Consider the following 19,914-nt stretch of genomic DNA (forward strand, 5'->3'; position numbering starts at 1 on the left):
TCGGAATCGTGAGTCACGCTGCTGTCGGGGCGCCCGGGACGCCCCGGCGCTATCTGCATTCGCTGTGGCTGCTGTCCGCGCGCGACCTCAAGGTCCGGTATGCGACCAGCTTCCTCGGTTACGTGTGGTCGGTTCTCGACCCGCTGGTGATGAGCGCCATCTACTGGTTCGTGTTCACGCAGGTGTTCAGCCGCGACGTCGGCGAGCAGCCGTACATCATCTTCCTCATCAGTGCGCTGCTGCCGTGGGTGTGGTTCAACAGCTCGGTGTCGGACTTCACCCGGGCGTTCAAGAAGGACGCGCGCCTCGTCCGCTCGACGTCGATCCCTCGTTCCATCTGGGTGAACCGCATCGTCCTCAGCAAGGGCATGGAGTTCCTGTTCTCCCTGCCGGTGCTGGTGCTGTTCATCGTCATCAACCTCCTGTTCGAGAGTCATGCCGACCAGGTCGTGCAGATCGGCTGGGGCGTGCTATGGGTGCCGGTGGCCATCCTCATGCAGACCGTGCTGCTCGTCGGGCTCGGCCTGCTCGTCGCTCCGCTGTGCGTGCTCTACACCGACCTCGAGCGCACCACCGCCCTCATCCTGCGTGCGATGTTCTACGCGACACCGATCATCTACAACGTCACGGATCTGCCCGGCATCTTCCAGACCCTCGGCGCCTTCAATCCGCTCGCGGGGATCTTCATGCTGTACCGCATGCCGTTCTTCCCCGATCAGTGGAACCCGTTCACGCTCACCGTCAGTGCCGTGATGTGCCTGCTCATCCTCGCGCTCGGCGTCTGGGCGTTCCGACGTCTCGAGCGCCCCGTCCTGAAGGAGCTGTGATGGACGCCGCTATCGTCGTGCAGAACCTCGGCGTCCGCTTCCGCCGCAACCGTCGCGGGCAGCGGAACTTCAAGGACCTCTTCGCAGGAGCGTCCCGGCGCTCGCGTCCCGGCGAGTTCTGGGCGCTGCGCGACGTCTCCTTCACCGTGCAGCCGGGTGAGTCGATCGGCGTGGTCGGTCGGAACGGGCAGGGCAAGTCGACGCTGCTCCGCCTCGTGGCCGGCGTCCTCCTGCCCGATGAGGGCACGGTGAGCGTGAACGGCGGCGTCGCCCCGCTCATCGAGATCACCGGCGGATTCGTCGGCGACCTCACGGTCCGGGAGAACGTCCGCCTGACCGCCGGACTGCACGGCATGTCGAAGGACGAGGTCGCCCGTCGGTACGACGACATCATCGCCTTCGCCGAACTCGCCGGATTCGAGGAGACGCCCTACAAGCACCTCTCGAACGGCATGAAGGTGCGCCTCGCGTTCTCCGTCGTCTCCCAGCTCGACGAACCCATCCTGCTCGTCGACGAGGTGCTCGCGGTCGGCGACAAGGCCTTCAGGGAGAAGTGCTACAAGCGCATCGACGAGCTGCTCTCGGACGGCCGCACGCTGTTCTTCGTCAGCCACAACGAGCGCGACCTGCGCCGCTTCTGCACCAGGGGGCTGTACCTGGATCGCGGCACGCTCGCCATGGACGCCCCGATCAAGGACGTCCTGGACCGCTACAACGCGGACTACTCCGTCTGAGACGACGCACCGACCCGGAGTGTCAGAGGCCGACGAGGCCGCGCAGATCTGCCGCGGCGGAGCGTGCATCGGCGATCGCCCCTGACACTCCGGAGCCGCTCTCGATCGCCGCTCGCAGTGCTGCGAGGCGCTGCGCGTAGGTCTCCACGCCGGAGCGCCAGGGGTCCTGGATGGACGACGGCGGCAGTGCGTCGCCCAGGCGCTGCGCGTCCTGCTGGAGCGAATCCACGACAGGAAGCGCGTCCTGGCCGCTCGCTCCCGCGATGATGTCGAGTCCCCGGTCAGCGGAGTTCAGCCACCCGGACACCTTGTCGCGGAAGACCTCGACCGTCGGGTCGCCGACCGGGGGCGCGGTCGTGATCGGAGTCGGGTCCGGGGTCGCGGACGGGGCCGACGTGGCGGTCGGCGTGGGAGCGGACGTCTCGGACGGGCTTGCCGTCGGAGACGGACTCGCGCTGCCGGCGGGCTCGGGGCCACCATCGCGCGGCAACAGGAAGAACAGCAGGACCCCGACGATCGCGAGCGCCGCAACGCTCAGCCCGACGATCAGCCACACCCGGCCGGTGCGCTTCGGCGCGGGGGGAAGCGGGGCCCACCGTACCTCGGGCTGCGGCTCGTCCATGTCAGGCCTCCAGGGGGCTCATCGGCTCCCAGGTGCGATCGCGACCGATGCGGCCGCCGTCCCTGAGCCCGCGGAACAGGTTGCTCGTGCCGCGGACGGTGCGCTCCACGAAGACGAGCCGGATCAGCTCCTTGAAGAACGTCGCCGTCGTCCCGAGACCGAACAGCACGGGGTTGTAGACGCCGTGCACCCGGTAGTACTGCTTGATGAAGGCCCGGTTGCGCATGATGTAGTAACGGTAGGCGTTGCTCGAGGCGTTCATGTGCCGGATGCCCATGTCCCATTGGCGGATCTCGCGCGTGCGGCGCAGCACGAACTCGTCGACGATGACCGCGGTGGTCAGGCGCGAGGCCAGCCACCCGTACATCTGGTCGTCCCAGTAGATGAAGAAGCGGGGGTCGGGGAGGCCGATCTGCTTCACGATCGAGCGGTGGATGAACATCCCCTCGAAGCAGCCGCTGTTCATCTCCTTGTAGCCGGAGGAATCGAAGCCTGCAGGGGCGAAGGGGATCGGGATGCCCATGCGCTCCGCGATGCGGTACTGCCAGTAGAACTCGCTGCCGTCGTAGTCGTAGCGCCGTCCCTGGATGCTCTTGAAGCGCGGTGCCCAGGCGCCCATTCGGGCGAGACCGTCCGGGAGCACCTCGACGTCGTCGTCCATCATCCAGATCCACTGCGCGCCGAGGTCGTACGCCGTGCGCATGCCCTCGCTGAATCCGCCGGACCCGCCGGTGTTGACGTCGAGACGGCGATACACGAGGTCGGTGCCGATGTCGTCTCGGAAGGACTCGACCACGTCGGTCGTATCGTCCGAGGAGGCGTTGTCGATCACGATCACGTGGCCCGGCTTCGGATCCATCGCGGTGATGCTCGTGAGCAGGCCGGTCAGCAGATGCGAGCGGTTGTACGTGACGATGACGATCGCGGCGGAAGAGGGATCGAAGGCAGGAGCCTCGGTGGTCATGCCTTCTCCTCGAAGACCTGCTGCCAGGATTCGGGCGAGACGAGCTCCGGCAGTGCTTCCCGGTACTGACGCTGCAGTTCGGGCCATCGACGTCGCAGCTGAGCGTGCAGACGCACGGTGTCTCGGAGCATGCGGCGGTACTTGGCGCGGTCGCGCGTGTAGATGTTCTTCCCGGACCCGTCGGCGGCGCTCACGAGCGCGCTGTCGTACAGCGGGACGCGCCACCAGTGTGCGTCACCCTTCCCGAACTCCACCTCCGGCCGAGCGATGTTCGCCGGGTCGGGGCGGTGCACCCAGTGCGAGAGTAGCGTCTTCAGCGTGAAGATCCGCAGTCGCAGGCCGGTCGGACTGTCGAACTCGTTCTTCGGCAGCCGCTTGTAGACCTGTCGTCCGCGGCGCGAGTGCAGCACGCGCGCAGGATCGCGATGGACCACCGTCTCCGGGTATTCCGCGGCCAGGGCGCGTGCGGCCGGCATCGCCGTGGCCAGGTTGCGGCGCATGTGGTCGGGTCCGGAGAGCACGTCGCGGAGGGCGCGATTGCGCAGCGCCACCGGGTAGTACTGCATCATCATGAGGTGCTTCAGATCGACGCGCCGGCTGTGCACGATGAGGCGGCCGCCTCGGGGTGCTCCGGAGTGCAGGAGCCCGGCGACGATCCGGTTGCGGGCGTGGAAATAGGCCTGCCAGTCGATCGAGTCGTCCTTGTTCACCCAGGAGACGTGCCAGAGCGCGACGCCGGGCATCGACACGGTCGGGAAGCCCGCCTCGCCGGCACGCAGGCAGAACTCGGCGTCGTCCCACTTGATGAAGGCGGGAAGGGACAGCCCGACCTTGCGCACGGCGTCGAGCGGGATGAGGCACATCCACCAGCCGTTGTAGTCGGCGTCCATCCGCATGTGCAGCAGCGGCGACTGGCGCAGGTTGGCGACGCCGAAGTCGTGCGGCATCTTCTCCTGGTAGAGGTTGCGCCACATGAATGGCCCCTCGTCGACGACCTCCGCCCAGCCGTGCAGCTTCGGGCGGTCGAGGAGGTCGAACATGTGTCCGCCGACGAGCACGGGCGTCGTCGCGAACTGACCGAAGACGATGGAGCGCCGCAGGGACTCCGGCTCGATGCGGACGTCGTCGTCCAGCAACTGCACGAAGTCGCTCTCCGGGCGCTGCAGGGACTCGTGCATCGCTCGGGCGAAGCCGCCCGATCCGCCGAGGTTGCCCTGGCGGATGACCTGCAGCGTCTCGCCCAGGCGCTCGGCGACCTCGGCGTAGCCGTCCTGGTCCGCGACGAGCTGCGTGCCCTGGTCGACGAGGAAGATGCGGTCGACGAACTCCAGCGCATCGGGGGAGGAGGCGAGCGCCCTCAGGGTCTCCACGCAGTAGTCGGGCTTGTTGTACGTCGTGATGCCGAGGGAGGCCTTCCCGGTGCGGGCAGGCTCCTGCTCGGTGGTCCACTCCGCGCCCTCGAGCACGGCGGGCTTCTCGTCGGCGACGATGTCGAACCAGATCCAGCCGCCGTCGCTGTACTGGGTGAGGTCGAGGTCGAACGAGGTCGTCGCCTCGCCGGTGACCTCGCGAGTGGCCACGCGCTGGCGGACTCCGCCGCCGTTGGAGCGGTAGACGAGGATGGTCGCCGGCCCCGTGGTCCGTACCGTGAGCTGCACCTCGCGGACGCTCGTCCAGTGCTGCCAGTACGACGCGGGGAAGGCGTTGAAGTAGGTGCCGAGGGAGACGCGCCGACCGGCCACGATCCGGGCGCGGTGCCGTCCCAGGATGTTGCCCAGGTGCGCGCGGCTGGAGACCCGGACCGGTTCCTCCTCGATCACCGACCACGTTTCCGGATCCGCGTACAGCGGGAGAAGATCGGGGTCGCGATCGAGCGGGAAGACGACGTTCTGAAGGACGTGGGCCACAGGGAGGTTCTCCGTTGTTGGTGCCGCGGTTGCTGCCGGAGGGGCAGCACGCGACTCGACGAGCAGTGAGTAGCCTACCGGTGGTCGCCTTCGGATCTGCGGAGAGCCGACCCCCTGCGCTCGGCGCGTCTGGCTAGACTGGCCGCGATGAAGGTACTGATCACCGGCGGGGCCGGCTACATCGGATCGACCGTGGCGACGGCGTGCATCGAGGCCGGGATCGAGGTCGTGGTGCTCGACGATCTGTCCACCGGGCTGGCGGCCTTCGGGGAGGGACGCCACCTCTACGTCGGCGACATCGCCGACGCCGCCGTCCTCGACCGGCTGCTGAGCGAGCACCCCGACATCGACGCGGTCGTGCACTGCGCCGCGCGCATCGTCGTGCCGGAGTCCGTGGCCGATCCGCTCGGCTACTACGACAGCAACGTCGGCAAGACGATCACGCTCCTCCGGCGCCTCCGCGATGCGGGCATCCCGCGCATCGTGTTCAGCTCCTCCGCCTCGATCTACGCGGGGGAGACGGGCGACGGGGTCGACGAGAGCGGGCGTCTCGCTCCCTCGAGCCCCTATGCGACCACGAAGGCCATGGTCGAGCAGATCCTCTCCGATGCCGCCGCCGCCGGGGACTTCCGGGCCATCGCGCTCCGCTACTTCAACCCGATCGGTGCCGACCCGAAGCTCCGGACCGGATTGCAGAACCCCACGCCGTCGCACGCGCTCGGCAAGATCATGCAGGCGCGCGCGGCCGGTGAGCCTTTCACGATCACCGGCACGGACTGGGCCACCCGTGACGGGTCGGGCCTGCGGGACTACATCCACGTCTGGGATCTCGCGCTCGCACACGTCGCGGCGGTGACCCGTTTCGACGACGTCGCGACGCCGGAGCAGCCGTATCAGGTGATCAACCTCGGCACCGGAGACGGTGTCACGGTCCGGGAACTCGTGCAGGCGTTCGAGCGCGTGACCGGGGCACCGCTGCCTGTGGTCGAGACCGATCGCCGGCCCGGCGACCAGGCCGGGGCCTTCGCGATCGTGGATCGGGCGCGCGAGGTGCTGGGGTGGCGTGCGGAGCGCTCCGTAGACGACGGCGTGCGCGACGCGCTCGCCTGGGCGGAGAAGCTCCCCACCGTCCGCTGACCGCCCGCCGAGCTCACTCCTGTGGGCGCAGGGTGGGAATGGTTCCCGTGTGCGCCGCGTCGATGTTCTCGCGCCACGACCGGGACTGACCGGCGCGCAGGGCGCACAGCGCGAGCATGAACCACCCGGCGCCGACGAGGGTGAAGCTCTCGAACATCGAGTCCACCGCGAGGGTCACGAGCGTGATCGGGGTCCAGGCGTAGACGACCGAGCGGCGGACGCTCGCGACCAGCCAGGAGCGGATCAACGCGATCCCACCGAGCAGCAGGAACAGCACCAGCCCCGCCGCGCCGAGCTGCAGCAGCACGTCGAAGAAGGCGTTCAGCGCGCTCTGGTGCCGGTCGTCGAGCTGGAAGTTGATGAACGTGAAGGGGTACTCGCCTCGAGCCCAGTCGCCGAACCACCCCCACCCGGTGATGGGCTTCACGGCGACGAAGTCGAGGATCATGTTCCACAGCTCGGCCCGCATGGAGAAGTCGGAGCCGGCGTCGAGCAGCGCGATGATCTGGTGACGCAGGGCGAACGCGACGGTGAGGGCGAGAGCGACCAGGACCCCCAGCGCCCATTGCACCAGGTTCCGACGCGCCGGAGCGGTGTGGCGGACGATGGTGAGCGCGACGGTCACGATCCCCACGGCGACCGCCAGCACGAGCACCGTCGGTGAGGACGACAGGAAGGCCAGGCCGCCGGCCAGGGCGACGGAGACCACGGCGAGCGGGGGGTCGACGGACTGGGTGCGCCACTCGATGACGAACGTGATCAGGGCGAGCACCGCGATGAAGCCGAGCATGTTGCGGCTGCCGAACAGCCCCTGGACCGGACCGCCGGCGGCGAGGTTGCCCTGGATGTCCAGGAACGCGAACGGGAGGTCGAGGAGCACCCCGGAGAGGATCTCCACGCCGAGGGAGACGCCGAGGAGCACGCGCAGGGTGTCGCCGAGTGCGCGGACGGTCTGGAGCGTGTCGCGGATGTGCCCGATGGTGATGGCCAGGAACGCGTACCCGAAGAGCGACAGCCAGCCCAGCACGGTGTCGGAGCGGTCGGTCGTCCACACCAGGCTCACGAGCGCCCACGCGAGGAACGCCAGCAGGGAGGAGGGCGCGATGCGCAGCGGGGACAGCTCCTCCCTGCGCACCCAGAGGATCGCGGCTCCCAGGAGGCACAGGGCGGTGATGACGGTGGCGAGGGTGACCGGCGACGTCATCCGTCCGATGGCGAACGAGCCGAACACGGCGGTCAGTGCCGCGAGCGTGAAGGCCCTGGCCATCTCGGCCGAGCCGAGGAGACGGGCGAGCGGATGCACCGTCACGGCACCCGCCGCGTCGCCGTGCCGCGCTCGAAGACGAGGTCGCGCTCGCCGACGCCCACCAGCGGCACCGACTTGAGCTTGAACGACAGCAGCACCAGGAGCAGCCAGCCCCACAGCATGATCGGCGTGGACTCGGTGAGCCCCTGCACCAGGAGGACGACGGTGTACAGGCTCGGCAGCAGGGTCAGCGGGGAGTACGGGCGGTGGGCATCCAGGTCCCACCGCGGGCGATCGACGGCGAAGAACCAGGATCGCCACAGCAGGCTGCCGTACGCCACGGCCATCAGCACGAGTCCGAGGACGCCGAGCTGCAGCAGCACGTCCAGCCACATGTTGTGGGCGTGGAACACGGTGATCCCGTGGTCGACGATCCAGCCGTCGAAGGCAGGGTCCGTGGGGACCCACGGGCTGGAGAAGCCGTTGCCGATGACCGGGTGCTCCCCGACGCGTTCCAGGACCGCCGCCCAGATCTTGTTCGAGCGGCCGGTGAGATCGGCGCTGCGGCCGAGGAGACCGAGGAGGGGCTCGCGCAGCAGCCACACGGCGAGGGCGAGGACGGCGGTGGACCCGATCGCGACGACGTAGATCCGGGTGCGGGCGGTCGGCGACGCTGCACGGCGCATCAGCAGGGCGACGACGAGGACCACGGCGGCTGCACCGGCGCACGCGAGCGCGGTCGCGGACGCGGTGCGGAAGAGGAAGTACGCCGCGAGGATCATCCACAGCGCGAGTGTCGTCCGCCAGCGGGCCCTCGCCGCGAACAGCACGCCGAACGTGATCAGCGCGAACAGCGAGACGATGCCGAGCAGATTCGCGTTGCCGAGGATGCCCTGGATGCGTCCCCCGTCGAACAGGTTGTCGCGGACCCAGTACCACTGGGGATCGATCTTCCCGGCGGGGATGTCCGCGAAGTTCGGCAGGAGAGGGCCGTGCAGGACCAACGACACCCACAGCTCGAGTGCGAGGGAGAGCCCGAGGACCCACTTGAAGGCGGACGACAGGGCGCGCACGATCTCGTGCCAGGTGAGCACGTGCGCGATGAACAGGCCGTTCACCGTGACGGCGGCCAGGAGCATGCCCGTGGCGACGGTGGGAACCCGCCACTGGGACCAGGCGACGGAGAGGAGGGCGAGCGCGGTGTAGCCGACGGCCGCCCAGGGGAGCCGGCGCCAGCGGAAGGGTTGCGGGCGGTTCCTCGCGAGCATCGGGACGCCGATCGCGAGGGTGGCCGCGCTGAAGAGCGCGAGCACGATCGCGGCGCCGATCTCGCCGAGCAGGTTGTACACCGCCGAGTGCGCGAACGCCACGAAGAGGACGGCGATGACGTATCCGCGCAGCAGGAGGTGCCCCGTGGACTCGCGCTCGGGCGCGGTGGGCAGGGCTGCCACCGGGTGCTTGGTGTACTGGGCCATCGCGACTCAGGCTACCGCGACGTGCCCGGATCCGACCTGTCCGTCGCACCGGGCTCTACGCTGGGGGCATGCTGCGCAGCCTCACCAACGTGCCCCGCGACTATGCCTGGGGATCGCCGTCCCTCCTCGCCGAGCTCGAAGGCCGCACCCCGACGGGTGCGCCGGAGGCCGAGGTCTGGTTCGGCGACCACCCGGGAGATCCCGCCGACCTCGCGGACGGGGGGACGTTGGACACGGTGACGGGCGGCACGCTGCCGTACCTGCTCAAGCTCCTCGCCGCCGCGCGGCCGTTGTCGATCCAGGTGCACCCGACCAGGGAACAGGCCCAGGACGGCTGGGCCAGGGAGAGCGCGCTGCCGCTGGACGACCCGCGGCGGAACTACCGCGACGCCAACCACAAGCCGGAGCTCATCGTCGCCCTGAGCGACCGCTTCGAGTCGCTCAGCGGCCTGCGTCCGATCGCCGACACGCTGCGCCTGCTCGAGGCCCTCGAGGACGGTCCGGGGGTGCGGTCCCTGCGGGAACGGCTCTCGGGTGAGGGCGATCCGCTCGGCGACGCGATCGGGTGGCTGCTCGGTGGAGGAGCGCAGGAGGAGGTCGCGGAGATCATCGGCGCCGTCGTCGTCGCCGCCGCCGGCGCCGCAGGGGAGGAGTTCCCGGCCCTGCGTGCGGTGGCCGCGATCGCCGAGAGCTCGCCGGGTGATCCCGGGGTCGTCGTCGCCCTGCTCATGAACCACCTCGTGCTGCGCCGCGGCGAGGGCGTCTTCCTTCGGGCGGGGCTGCTGCACGCCTATCTCTCCGGCCTCGGTGTCGAGATCATGGCCGCGAGCGACAACGTGCTCCGGGGCGGTCTGACCCCCAAGCGCATCGATGTGCCCGAACTGCTCGCCGTGCTGGACACCACGCCCGGCGAGGTCCCGGTCCTGCGGCCCGCGGGCGACGAAGCCGTGACGACGTACCCGGTGCCCGTGCCCGACTTCGCCCTCCGACGGGTCAGGATCGACGACACGGCGGTCACCCTGGACGTGTCCGGCCCGACCATGGTGCTGGCGACAGCCGGCTCCGTCCGGGTGACGGCGGAGTCGGGAGCGGAAGTCTCCGTCCCGATCGGCACGGTGGCGTTCGCCGACGCCGACGAGCGCTCCCTCACGCTGTCCGGGGCGGGCGAGGTCTTCGTCGCGACCCCCGGCCGCTGAGGGGTCGAGCGCAGGCGCGCGACACGCCGGTGGAAGCTCATGAACCTTCAAGAAACGCTTGAGGGTTTACGATCCGCGACTTGACCCGAGCGAATGACACGGGTGTAATTAGGTGAGCACGGCCCGCCAGGGGGGCGGTTTCTGAAGGGTTGGAGGTCGAGATGACGGGTTACCGTTCCGATGTGCCGGAGAACTGGTTCGTCGATCCGGTCAACCTCGGTGTTCCCGGGGTCCGCCGGTCCGACCCGGACGACGACAACGCCCTTGCCTGGCAGAGCGACGCGCTCTGCTCCCAGACCGACCCCGAGGCCTTCTTCCCGGAGAAGGGCGGCTCCACGCGGGATGCCAAGCGCATCTGCACGGCGTGCGACGTGCGTGGCGAGTGCCTCGAATACGCGCTGGCCAACGATGAGCGCTTCGGCATCTGGGGCGGGCTCTCCGAGCGCGAGCGGCGCAAGCTCAAGCGCCGCGCCAGCTGACGCCTCCACGGCGCGGCTTCGTGGGCGCGCCGGGAGCGGTGCGCTTCCTGGACTGACGCCCCGCATAGGCTGACCACGTCATGCCAGCCCGAGTTCATGCCCTCATCGTCGCGCGCCCCGGCCCCTCCGCCCGCGCCCAGCTCCTCCGCACGCTCGACGCCGTCCGTTCCCAGACGCTCCCGCCCGCGGCCGTCACGCTGATCATCTGCGGCGACGCCACCACAGCACGGGAGAGCGACGCCGTCGCCGCCACCGTCGAGGGCATCATCGAGGCGCGGTCGTCGACCTCGTTCGCCGAGGCCCTCGAGCTGGCGCGTCCACGCGTCCTCGACGGATCGGCGATCTGGATCCTCGCGCAGGACACCGCGCCGCACCCGCGGGCGCTGGAACGGCTCACGGGCATGTTGGAGCGTTCCCCGTCCGCGGCGATCGTCGCTCCGAAGCTCGTGGCCACCGACAACGAGCGCGAGATCGTCTCCCTCGGCGTGAGCATGACCACCTTCGGCCGCTCGGTCGAGCTGGCCGCCGGGGAGCTGGACCAGGGACAGCACGACCGGATGGACGACGCCCTCGGGGCGGACATCCGCGGCCTGCTCATCCGCGGCGAGGTGCGCGACGCGCTGCGGCCGGACCCCGCCCTCGGCGGTGCCGACGAGGGCCTCGACCTCGGCGTCCGCGCGCGGCTCGGAGGCGGGCGTGTGGTCCTCGCCCCGGCTGCGAGGGTCTCCGCGGCCCCGGATGGTCCGGCGGCGCTACCGGCAGGACGAGCCCGGAGGGCATTCGTCACCCGTCTCGCCCAGCTCCATCGGCGCCTCGCCTATGCGCCCGCGGCCGCCGTGCCGCTGCACTGGCTGACCTTCCTGCCGCTCGCGCTGTGGCGTTCCCTCACCCATCTCATCGGCAAGCGGCCCGAGGCGGTGTTCCCGGAGTGGGGCGCGGCTCTCCTCGCGATGATCCGCTTCGGCGCCGTGGCGCGATCGCGCGCCCGTATCCGCTCGTTCCGATCCTCCACCTGGGCGAGCATCGCCCCGTTGCGGGTCACCCCCGCGCAGCTGCGGCGCCGGCTCGACGACGGTCATGGCAGCGAACACGGTGCCGTCAGCGAGCTCCGCTTCTTCTCCGGGGGTGGGGCCTGGGCGGTGCTGGCCGCGCTCGTCGTGAGCATCGCCTCCTTCACCAGCCTCCTCGCCTGGCCGGCGCTGGGGGGCGGGGGCCTCCTGCCCCTGCGCGAGACCGTCGCCGCGCTGTGGCAGGACGCGGCGTGGGGGATGCGCGGGCTCGGCATCGACCTCGTCGGCCCTGCGGACCCGTTCGCCGCGATCGTCGCGGTGCTGGGCTCGCTGTGGCCCGGGGCGCCGTCCTTCGCGATGGTGCTGCTGTGGATCCTCGCACTGCCGCTCGCCGTCCTCGGGGGATGGTTCGCCGCGACCCGCGTCACCGACCGAGCCGGCCTGCGCATCTTCGCCGGCATCGCGTGGGCGCTCGCGCCGACGTTCCTCACCGCACTCGTGGACGGTCGGCCTTCCGCCGTGCTCGTCCACCTGCTGCTCCCGTGGCTGTTCCACTCGGCGGTGGTCGCCCACCGTTCCTGGGGCGCGGCCGGAAGCGCGTCCCTGCTCCTGGCGGCGGTCGTCGCCTGCGCGCCGGTCCTCGCTCCGGCGCTCGCGGTGCTGTGGGTCGTGGCTCTGGGGATCGTGCTGGGAACGGCGCAGTTCCGCGGGGCCGGCCGCCTGCTCTGGCTCCCGCTGCCGACCGCGGCGCTGTTCGCTCCTCTGATCTTCTGGCAGCTCGCCCACGGCACGGCCCTCGGTCTGCTCGCCGATCCCGGACGGACGTGGCTCGGGCCGCAGGCGGCCGCCGACGCCGCCGGTCGCCTGGCGATCGCCGGTGGCTTCCCCACGAGCGATCTGGCAGGGTGGGCGACCGTCCTTCCCGGCACCTGGGCGGCGCTGCTGTGCGCGCCGCTCGCGCTGCTCGCACTGGGATCCGCCGTCTCGCCCCGGTGGCGTGCGGGGATCACCCTGCTGGTCGTCGCGCTCAGCGGACTCGCCACGGCGTTCCTCGCCGTCGGTGTCAGCGTCGCCTCCGCAGGAGCGACCGCTGTCCCGCTCTGGCCGGGCACCGGTCTGAGCCTCGCCTGGATCGGCGTCGTCGGCGCGGCGACGATCACGCTGGACACGGCGCTCACGCTTCCCCGACTGCGCGTGGCCGCCACGGGACTGGCCGCCCTCGCGCTGGTGGTGTGCGCGGTCCCCGCCCTCACCGCGTTCCACGGCGACCGTTCCGCGCTGACCAACGGCCCCGAATCCACGCTGCCCGCCTACGTGCGTGCGCAGGCGGCCGGGGACCGTCCGATCTCCACTCTCATCCTCACGCCGCAGAACGACGGCGGTCTCGCCGTCGAGGTGGTGCGCGGCGCGAGCGAGACCCTGGGAGCGCAGACGACGATGCTCTCCACGGCGGTCGAACCCCAGGGGACGGACCTCGCCGTCCTCGCCGTCGATCTCATCTCCGCCCGCGACTTCGACGCGCCGGCGCAGCTCCTGGCGCAGGGGATCAGCTACGTCCTCCTCGCCGAGGTGCCGGGCGAAGGCGATCGCGCACGCACCCTGCGCACGGCCTCCGTCGCCGCGATCGACCAGCGGGCGGGCCTCGTGCAGGCCGGTTCGACGGACCGCGGGGTCCTCTGGCGCCTCGAGGGCGAGCCGGCGGAGCCGGCAGCGCTGAGCGCGACGCAGGAGGGGACCGCCAGGGTCGTCGTGACGCTGCAGCTCCTCGTCGTGCTCGCCGCGCTGCTCCTGTCCATCCCGACGCGCGCGTCGCGTCGGGCCGCCAGAGCGCAGTCGAGGATCGTCGGCAGGGCGCCGGAGGAACCTCTGGTCCTGCCACGCCACGCGGAGGACTCGGTGCCGGACGCGGCCGTCGTGCCGCCGGTCGGTACCGTCGAGGACCCGCAGGACGAACCCGCCCTCGCCGACGAGGCACTCGCCCCGATCGCCGACGCCGAACCCGCTGACGACGGTGCAGACCCCCGCCCGACGGCGGACGGCGAGGAGGACCGGCCGGATGTCTCGTCCGCCGACCACCAGGGAAGCACCAGCTCCGAGGAGGACCACCGATGACGGGCACTCGCGCGTTCCGCGTCGCTGCGACCAGCGCACGGGTCGTCACCGGCGTCGTGGTCGCCGCCGCCTGTGTGCTGGGCGTCGCGACCGCCGTGCACGCCCCCTGGCCGACCGTCACGCACGAGCCGGCGCAGGAGCGGGTGACCCCGCTCCCCGGAGACAGCGTCCTGGTGTGCGCCGGCGACTTCCGCGCGCTCGGTCGCAACACGGCCGCGCCGTCGGAGATGCGCCGGGCGGCGACTCCCGAGCTCACAGCGGGAGGCACGAACGGCGTCCCGTCGCAGACGGGGCTCGCGGTGCCTGACCTCGTGGACGGGCAGGAGGTGCCGGTGCTCACCGGAGCCGTCGAGGGGCGGTCAGCACCGCTCATCGCCGGCGCCGAGTCGTCGACTCTCGCCGCGGAGGACCTCGCCGGCTTCGCCGCCTCTCCCTGCGGAGTGCCTCGGCTCGAGTCGTGGCTCGTCGGCGGGTCCGTGGGCACCGGAGCCGAGGACGTCGTCCTCCTCGCGAACACAGCCGACGTCCCCGCGACCGTGACGCTCGCGGTCTACGGAACGGCCCGCGGCGGACGGACGGTCATCGTCCCGCCGCGCACGCAGACGGCACTGCCGCTGACGTCCATCGCCGCGGGCAACGACGTCCCCGTCGTCAAGGTGAGTGCGGTCGGAGCGCCCGTCCGCGCCGTTCTGCAGTCGGCGCTGATGCAGGTGCTCGACCCGGTCGGGGCCGACCAGCAGGAAGCGGTGTCGGGCCCGCAGCAGCACGTCGTGCTCCCCGGCGTGCAGGCCTTCGCGGCAGCAGGGGACCAGGGCGACATGACGGTGCTGCGTCTGCTCGCGCCCGGAGCGGACGCGCTCGCCGAGGTCCGTGTGACCGCCGAGGGGGGTGGTGCCGGTCTGGACGCGTTCACGGTGCCGCTCACCGCCGACGAGCCCGCGCAGGTCTCGCTCAGCGGTCTCGAGCCGGGGACCTACACCGTGGAGATCGAGGCCGATGCCCCCGTCGTCGCCGGGGTGCGGCAGCAGGACGGCTTCGGAGCGGACTCCGATTTCGCGTGGGTCACCCCCGCACCGGAGATCGACGCGGAGGTCGCCTTCGCCGTGCCGTCCGGTCCGTCCCCGCGGCTGCAGCTGGCCAACACGTCCGATGAGGAGACCACCGTCTCCCTCTCGACCATCGACGGGGGCTCGCCGCAGGAGATCGTCATCCCGGCGGGGGAGACCCGTGGCCTCGACGTCGCAGCGGACACGACCTACGTGCTCCGTCCGGAGGGAGAGGTGCACGCCGCCGTCGCGATGACGGCGCCCGGCGCCCTCGCCGTGCTTCCGGTCCCGCCGTCGCCGGGGGTCGAGGCGTCGATCACCGTCTACCCCTGACGGGCGGGGTCAGCGGTCGTGGCCGAGATCCCACGGCTCCCGGCCGACGTACTCCGCCGCCGCACGGAAGACGGCACTCTCGATCGCCATCCGTCGATGCGCGGCGTCGTCGTGTCCCGGCGGGAGCAGCCGCTCGATCGGGATCCGGAAGAGGACGATCCTCCGCTGATCGCGGTCGAGGTGCCAACGCGGCACCTCGCCGTCGGCGTCGTACGTCGGCAGCGCACCGATCTCGAATCGGACGTCCTGGAGTTCCGGCCACGTCCCGCGCAGGAACTCGACCGCTGTGCCCACGGTGAGGTCGAAGCGATCGATGCGGCCGTCCAGCGGGGCAAGCGGCGGCTTCACGACTTCGCTGCGTCCGAGACGACCGTGCCGGCCGTGCCTGGCACCGCGGCGAGCGGCGGCGGCGGGGACGGAACGGCGACGGGGCATGCCGAAAAGTCTAGGCGCTGTGGCGGCTCCCGGCGCGGCAGCCCCGCCGCCGCCGGGGGGCGCCGTACGCTGACGGAGATGGACGGACGACTGTGCTCGAAGGTCGGCTGCGCGCGCGAGGCCGTGGCCACCCTCACGTATGACTATGGCGATCAGATGGCCGCGCTCGGGCCGCTCGGTGCGGCGAACGATCCGCAGGCGCACGACCTCTGTGCGCCGCATGCGGACCGCCTCTCCGTCCCTGCGGGATGGCTGGTCGTCCGCCACGAGGCCCTGCGCGCCTGACCGACGCGACCGGCGAGGTGGTCAGGCGCCCAGACGGCGACCCGTCAGTCGCTCCGCACGTCGATCCGCGTTGTCCAGCGCGCGGCGTTCGCGCTCGCGCCGGAGGACGGTGACACCGACCAGCACGAGCTCGGGCGGCGCCGCCGGTACGGGGGAGAGGAAGGGTGCGGCCTCGGCGAGCAGGTCGCGGGCCACGCGTTCCCGAGCAGCCGGGAGCATGCGCGGGGCGCTCACGAGGAATTGGGAGATGCGGCGGGCGAGCCGATCAGGAAGCCGCGCCACGTCGGCGACCTGCGCCCATGCCGTCAGCGCCGGAGGCAGCGTCGGCGCGAGCGTGACCAGCTGCGGGGTGCGCACCCGCTGGCTGTACGTGCCGGCGACCAGGTCGCCGAGGCGCTGGGAACGCGCCGTGAAGGCCCCGACCAGGACGGCGAGGCCGCCGAAGGTGAGATAGATCTCGAGGACGCCGAGCAGGGCGCGGATGAACGCGTGGCGGAACCCGGCCGCTCCGCCGTCCATCCGTACGATCCTGCCGCCGACGGCGAGCTTTCCGAGGCTGCGTCCCTTCAGCGCCACCTCCATCGTGATCGGCAGGATCACGAAGCTGATGACGAGGGAGGCCACGAGGGCGATGCGGTCGGTTGCGGTGTCGAGCACGCCGATGTCGAGAAGCCAGATGCGCAGGAAGATCGACCCGACGAAGACGGCGTAGCCCAGCAGCATGTCGATGACGGCCCCGGCCGCCCGGAGGAGGAACCCCACCGGCTGGACGTCGATCGCGACCGCCTCGCCGGAGAGCACCTCGTCGGAGACGTCGATCTGCGCGGACATGAGTACAGTAAATCAGGTGGATGCCGATGCCCTCACCGATGCGCGCCGGTCCGAATGGGAACGGCTGGACACCCTCAGCCGTGCCCGCCTGGACGGTGCCGGTGTCGACGAGCTCATCGTGCGCTACCGTGCCGCATCGGCCGACCTCGCGGAACTGAAGACGTCGGTCGGGGAGTCCCCGCAGGGCGCCTACCTCTCCACGATCCTCGTGCGTGCGCGGCTCCGGCTCACGGGGGCCGCGGACAGCATCCTCACCCAGACGTCGCGGTTCTTCCGCCTCCAGCTCCCCGCGGCGCTCTACCGCCTGCGTCGGACGACCCTGGTCATCGCGCTCGCCTTCGTGGCGGTCGCCGTCGGCACGGCCGCGTGGATCGCCGGTGACCCGGCGCTCGTCGCCACGCTCGGTCCACCGGACGCCTTGGAGCAGTACGCCGACGAGAGCTTCACCGGCTACTACACCGAGAACCCCGCAGCGGTGTTCATGGGGATGGTCTGGACGAACAATGCCTGGATAGCGATGCAGTGCGTGCTGTTCGGGGTGACCGGCATCTGGCCCGTCTACATGCTCGTGCAGAACGCCATGGGGCTGGGCACGTCGGGGGCGGTCATGGCGATCCACGACAAGGCCGACCTCATGGTCCTGTACATCCTTCCCCACGGCATGCTGGAGATGACGTGCATCTTCGTCGCCGCGGCCGCCGGCCTGCACATGTTCTGGGCCTGGGTCGCGCCGGGCCACCGCACCCGCGGCGAGGCGCTCGCGGAGGAGGGCAGGGCGCTGGCCACCGTCGCCCTCGGGCTCGTGTTCGCGCTCTTCCTCTCCGGGCTGGTCGAGGGGTTCGTCACCGGATGGGCACTGCCCTGGCCGGTCAAGATCGGCATCGGTGCCGCGGCCCTCGCGGTCTTCCTCATCTACATGCTCGTGATCGGCAGGCGCGCCTATCGCCGCGGCGAGACCGGTGACCTCGTCGAGTACGAGTCCGGCACGCCGCGGCTCGTGGCGGGCTGAGGCACGGCGACCGCCGTCAGAGCCGCCCCGCCGCCTTGAGCTCGAGGTAGCGGTCGGCGATCCGCGGCGGGAGGTCCTCGGGGTCCGCCGCGATGGCTTCGCCACCGGCGCGGCGGATCGCGTCCGCGACGTTCTCGGCGTCCCGGAGCGTGCGCTCGGCGGCGGCGGCGAGATAGACGTCCTCCCGGGACTCCCGCGCGCGGGTGAGGGCGGCGATGCCGTCGTCCGTCACCGATCCGACCAACACCGTCATGGCCCGTGAGGCGTCGGGGAAGGCACCGAGGAAGCCCCGTGCCGACTCGGCGGCGTCCTGCGCCGTGAGCACGACGAGAAGAGAGGGACGCGTGGTCAGCGTCCGCACCGCCGCGAAGGCCCCATGCCAATCGGTGTCGACGAGGCGGGCGTGCACCGGAGCCATGGCGTCGGTGAGAGCCGGCAGGAGCGCCGCGCCGTCCACCCCGGTCACCCGTGCCCTGGTCACCCTGTCGTGCATGAGCAGGTGCACGTGGTCGCCTGCCCGTGCCGCGAGCGCGGAGAGCAGGAGCGCGGCCTCCAGCGCCGCATCGAGTCGTGTGCCGTCGCCCACCCGGGCTGCGGCCGTGCGCCCGGTGTCGACGATGAGGACCACATGCCGGTCGCGCTCGGGGCGCCAGGTGCGCAGCATCGTCGTCCCCGCTCGTGCCGTCGCCCGCCAGTCGATGGAGCGGACGTCGTCCCCTCGCACATACTCGCGCAGGGAGTCGAACTCGGTGCCCTGTCCCCGGACCTGGATGCTGGTGTTCCCATCGAGCTCCCGCAGCCGCGCCAGCCGCGAAGGCAGATGCTTGCGCGAGGAGAAGGCGGGCAGCACACGGATCGCGCCACGGACGGGGTGCAGTGCCTGTCGGCCGGCGAGCCCCAGGGGACCCCGGGAACGAAGCACGACGAAGGCGCTGACGAGCTCGCCACGGCGTCTCGGGCGGAGGGGGATGTCCACGCGCCGCCGTTCCCCGGGCGGAATGCGCAGGTGCTGCCGTTCCGACGGCGCTCCCGCGGTGGGCTGCCACGCGTCGCGGAGCAGGACGTCGAGCGTCCGCGTCCCCCGGTTCTGCACCGCCACGCTGACCGGCACCTGCTCGCCGAGCCGGGCGCGCGACGGGACGCGACGGGTGACGGTCGCCGCGCGCGGGTCGCCGGCCAGGAGGACGTCGACGGCCACGAGGAGGAGGCACAGCCCGATCCACCCGCCCAGCACCGCATACGGCGGAAACCCCGCCAGCCCGGTGAGGACCAGCGGCACGATGCCGACGGCGAGGGCGACGGCGAGACGGCCCGAGACGAACACCTAGATCGGCACCCGGGTCTGCTGGACCACCGATGTCAGCACGGCGTCCGCGGACACGCCCTCCATCTGCGCGTCAGGACGGAGCTGGAGACGATGCCGCCAGACCGGGACGAGCATCGTCTGCACGTGGTCCGGCGTCACGGCGGTGGAGGCGTTGAGCCAGGCCCAGGCCTTGGCCGCGGCGAGCAGTCCCGTCGAGGCGCGGGGGCTCGCCCCGAGCTCGACGGAGGGGGAGTGGCGGGTCGCGCGGGCCAGGTCGACCACGTAGCCGAGCACGTCGTCGGTCACCTCGACCCGGGCGGCGGCCCGCTGGGCGGCGCGGATCTCGTCGGCGCCGATCACGGCCTCCACACCCGTGAGCTCGCGCGGCGAGAAGCCCTGGGCATGGCGCCGGAGCACGGACACCTCGGCGTCGCGTTCCGGCATGCCGACGACGAGCTTCATCAGGAAGCGGTCGAGTTGGGCTTCGGGCAGAGAGTAGGTCCCCTCGTGCTCGACGGGGTTCTGCGTCGCGGCGACGAGGAACGGGTCGGGCAGCGCGCGGCTCACGCCGTCCGCGGAGACCTGACGCTCCTCCATCGCCTCCAGGAGCGCCGCCTGGGTCTTCGGGGGCGTGCGGTTGATCTCGTCCGCAAGCAGGATGTGCGTGAACACGGGGCCCGCGCGGAAGTCGAACTCCCCGGTCCTGGCGTCGTAGACGAGGGACCCCGTGACGTCGCCGGGCATCAGGTCGGGCGTGAACTGGACGCGTTTGGTGTCGAGCCCGAGAGCCCGGGCGAACGACCGCACGACCAGGGTCTTCGCCACGCCGGGAACACCCTCCAGCAGCACATGGCCGCGCGCCAGGAGCGACACGAGCAGGCCGGTGACCGTGCCGGCCTGGCCGACCACCGCCTTGTCGACCTCGGTGCGGACGCGGTGCATGGCCTGGCGCAGCGCGGC

18 protein-coding genes are annotated in these 19,914 nt (G+C 71.3%); 9 read left to right on the forward strand and 9 right to left on the reverse strand.

The genetic code is table 11. The features are described from left to right. Positions 1 to 8: 8 nt before the first annotated feature. The gene (locus tag M4D53_RS07805) at positions 9 to 827 is read left to right on the forward strand and encodes an ABC transporter permease (RefSeq protein WP_259953200.1); all 819 of its coding nucleotides are present in this window, start codon (positions 9 to 11) and stop codon (positions 825 to 827) included. Continuing rightward, entirely contained in the window at positions 827 to 1,561 is a 735-nt protein-coding gene (locus M4D53_RS07810; protein WP_187663713.1) for an ABC transporter ATP-binding protein, read from the forward strand. Before M4D53_RS07805 ends, M4D53_RS07810 begins: the two co-directional genes overlap by 1 nt. A gap of 22 nt (positions 1,562 to 1,583) precedes the next feature. On the opposite strand, the gene M4D53_RS07815 is transcribed toward M4D53_RS07810, so the two are convergent. Genes M4D53_RS07815 through M4D53_RS07825 form a run of 3 tightly spaced genes read right to left on the reverse strand, consistent with a single transcriptional unit; the run spans position 1,584 to position 5,054 of the window. Continuing rightward, positions 1,584 to 2,183 (reverse strand): hypothetical protein, encoded by a 600-nt coding sequence (locus M4D53_RS07815; protein WP_259953201.1) that lies wholly within the window; start codon positions 2,181 to 2,183, stop codon positions 1,584 to 1,586. Position 2,184: 1 nt separating this feature from the next. Next, positions 2,185 to 3,147, reverse strand: coding sequence for a glycosyltransferase family 2 protein (locus M4D53_RS07820; RefSeq protein WP_187663715.1), 963 nt, complete (start codon positions 3,145 to 3,147; stop codon positions 2,185 to 2,187). Next, complete coding sequence (locus tag M4D53_RS07825; protein ID WP_187663716.1) at positions 3,144 to 5,054, reverse strand: glycosyltransferase; 1,911 nt, start codon at positions 5,052 to 5,054, stop codon at positions 3,144 to 3,146. Before M4D53_RS07825 ends, M4D53_RS07820 begins: the two co-directional genes overlap by 4 nt. Before the next feature lie 147 nt (positions 5,055 to 5,201). Between M4D53_RS07825 and galE the strand changes: the two genes are divergently transcribed. Continuing rightward, positions 5,202 to 6,191, forward strand: coding sequence for a UDP-glucose 4-epimerase GalE (galE, locus tag M4D53_RS07830; protein WP_187663717.1), 990 nt, complete (start codon positions 5,202 to 5,204; stop codon positions 6,189 to 6,191). A gap of 13 nt (positions 6,192 to 6,204) precedes the next feature. Here the strand turns inward: galE and M4D53_RS07835 are convergent, their stop codons facing one another. Both M4D53_RS07835 and M4D53_RS07840 read right to left on the reverse strand, forming a co-directional pair. Next, the gene (locus M4D53_RS07835) at positions 6,205 to 7,500 is read right to left on the reverse strand and encodes an O-antigen ligase family protein (RefSeq protein WP_259953211.1); all 1,296 of its coding nucleotides are present in this window, start codon (positions 7,498 to 7,500) and stop codon (positions 6,205 to 6,207) included. After that, positions 7,497 to 8,912 carry an O-antigen ligase family protein gene (locus M4D53_RS07840; protein WP_259953212.1) on the reverse strand — a complete coding sequence of 472 codons (1,416 nt, stop codon included), beginning with the start codon at positions 8,910 to 8,912 and terminating at the stop codon, positions 7,497 to 7,499. The genes M4D53_RS07835 and M4D53_RS07840 overlap by 4 nt, the downstream gene beginning before the upstream one ends. 68 nt (positions 8,913 to 8,980) lie before the next feature. On the opposite strand from M4D53_RS07840, the gene manA reads away from it, so the two are divergent. The 4 genes from manA (at position 8,981) to M4D53_RS07860 (ending at position 15,088) form a co-directional block, all read left to right on the forward strand. Beyond that, positions 8,981 to 10,108, forward strand: coding sequence for a mannose-6-phosphate isomerase, class I (gene manA / locus M4D53_RS07845; RefSeq protein WP_259953216.1), 1,128 nt, complete (start codon positions 8,981 to 8,983; stop codon positions 10,106 to 10,108). A gap of 161 nt (positions 10,109 to 10,269) precedes the next feature. Continuing rightward, a complete protein-coding gene (locus tag M4D53_RS07850; RefSeq protein ID WP_149084934.1) occupies positions 10,270 to 10,587 on the forward strand; it encodes a WhiB family transcriptional regulator in 318 nt (105 codons plus the stop codon). Positions 10,588 to 10,667: 80 nt separating this feature from the next. Then, a complete protein-coding gene (locus M4D53_RS07855; protein WP_259953222.1) occupies positions 10,668 to 13,709 on the forward strand; it encodes a glycosyltransferase in 3,042 nt (1,013 codons plus the stop codon). Beyond that, complete coding sequence (locus tag M4D53_RS07860; RefSeq protein WP_259953224.1) at positions 13,706 to 15,088, forward strand: DUF5719 family protein; 1,383 nt, start codon at positions 13,706 to 13,708, stop codon at positions 15,086 to 15,088. The genes M4D53_RS07855 and M4D53_RS07860 overlap by 4 nt, the downstream gene beginning before the upstream one ends. A 9-nt stretch (positions 15,089 to 15,097) precedes the next feature. On the opposite strand, the gene M4D53_RS07865 is transcribed toward M4D53_RS07860, so the two are convergent. Further along, positions 15,098 to 15,523, reverse strand: a complete 426-nt coding sequence (locus M4D53_RS07865) for a hypothetical protein (protein WP_259953229.1) — start codon at positions 15,521 to 15,523, stop codon at positions 15,098 to 15,100. Positions 15,524 to 15,601: 78 nt separating this feature from the next. Here M4D53_RS07865 and M4D53_RS07870 point away from each other — a divergent pair, with 78 nt between their 5' ends. Next, positions 15,602 to 15,808, forward strand: a complete 207-nt coding sequence (locus M4D53_RS07870; RefSeq protein WP_025103036.1) for a DUF3499 family protein — start codon at positions 15,602 to 15,604, stop codon at positions 15,806 to 15,808. A gap of 21 nt (positions 15,809 to 15,829) precedes the next feature. On the opposite strand, the gene M4D53_RS07875 is transcribed toward M4D53_RS07870, so the two are convergent. Further along, entirely contained in the window at positions 15,830 to 16,639 is an 810-nt protein-coding gene (locus M4D53_RS07875) for an RDD family protein (RefSeq protein WP_259953233.1), read from the reverse strand. 16 nt (positions 16,640 to 16,655) lie between these two features. Here M4D53_RS07875 and M4D53_RS07880 point away from each other — a divergent pair, with 16 nt between their 5' ends. Next, a complete protein-coding gene (locus M4D53_RS07880) occupies positions 16,656 to 17,648 on the forward strand; it encodes a stage II sporulation protein M (protein ID WP_259953234.1) in 993 nt (330 codons plus the stop codon). A 16-nt stretch (positions 17,649 to 17,664) separates the two neighbouring features. On the opposite strand, the gene M4D53_RS07885 is transcribed toward M4D53_RS07880, so the two are convergent. Together M4D53_RS07885 and M4D53_RS07890 are read right to left on the reverse strand one after the other, a co-directional pair. Continuing rightward, complete coding sequence (locus M4D53_RS07885; protein WP_259953235.1) at positions 17,665 to 18,972, reverse strand: DUF58 domain-containing protein; 1,308 nt, start codon at positions 18,970 to 18,972, stop codon at positions 17,665 to 17,667. Further along, positions 18,973 to 19,896 (reverse strand): AAA family ATPase, encoded by a 924-nt coding sequence (locus M4D53_RS07890; protein WP_259953275.1) that lies wholly within the window; start codon positions 19,894 to 19,896, stop codon positions 18,973 to 18,975. It abuts the gene before it with no gap. Positions 19,897 to 19,914: the final 18 nt, after the last annotated feature.

The organism is Microbacterium meiriae, from assembly GCF_025143875.1.
Taxonomy (GTDB): domain Bacteria; phylum Actinomycetota; class Actinomycetes; order Actinomycetales; family Microbacteriaceae; genus Microbacterium; species Microbacterium meiriae.

Coding starts and splice junctions, on each gene's coding strand:
- M4D53_RS07810 (WP_187663713.1), top strand. CDS start 827: ATGGACGCCGCTATCGTCGTGCAGAACCTCGGCGTCCGCTTCCGCCGC.
- M4D53_RS07815 (WP_259953201.1), bottom strand. CDS start 2,183: ATGGACGAGCCGCAGCCCGAGGTACGGTGGGCCCCGCTTCCCCCCGCG.
- M4D53_RS07820 (WP_187663715.1), bottom strand. CDS start 3,147: ATGACCACCGAGGCTCCTGCCTTCGATCCCTCTTCCGCCGCGATCGTC.
- galE (WP_187663717.1), top strand. CDS start 5,202: ATGAAGGTACTGATCACCGGCGGGGCCGGCTACATCGGATCGACCGTG.
- M4D53_RS07840 (WP_259953212.1), bottom strand. CDS start 8,912: ATGGCCCAGTACACCAAGCACCCGGTGGCAGCCCTGCCCACCGCGCCC.
- manA (WP_259953216.1), top strand. CDS start 8,981: ATGCTGCGCAGCCTCACCAACGTGCCCCGCGACTATGCCTGGGGATCG.
- M4D53_RS07850 (WP_149084934.1), top strand. CDS start 10,270: ATGACGGGTTACCGTTCCGATGTGCCGGAGAACTGGTTCGTCGATCCG.
- M4D53_RS07855 (WP_259953222.1), top strand. CDS start 10,668: ATGCCAGCCCGAGTTCATGCCCTCATCGTCGCGCGCCCCGGCCCCTCC.
- M4D53_RS07860 (WP_259953224.1), top strand. CDS start 13,706: ATGACGGGCACTCGCGCGTTCCGCGTCGCTGCGACCAGCGCACGGGTC.
- M4D53_RS07865 (WP_259953229.1), bottom strand. CDS start 15,523: ATGCCCCGTCGCCGTTCCGTCCCCGCCGCCGCCGCTCGCCGCGGTGCC.
- M4D53_RS07870 (WP_025103036.1), top strand. CDS start 15,602: ATGGACGGACGACTGTGCTCGAAGGTCGGCTGCGCGCGCGAGGCCGTG.
- M4D53_RS07875 (WP_259953233.1), bottom strand. CDS start 16,639: ATGTCCGCGCAGATCGACGTCTCCGACGAGGTGCTCTCCGGCGAGGCG.
- M4D53_RS07890 (WP_259953275.1), bottom strand. CDS start 19,896: ATGCACCGCGTCCGCACCGAGGTCGACAAGGCGGTGGTCGGCCAGGCC.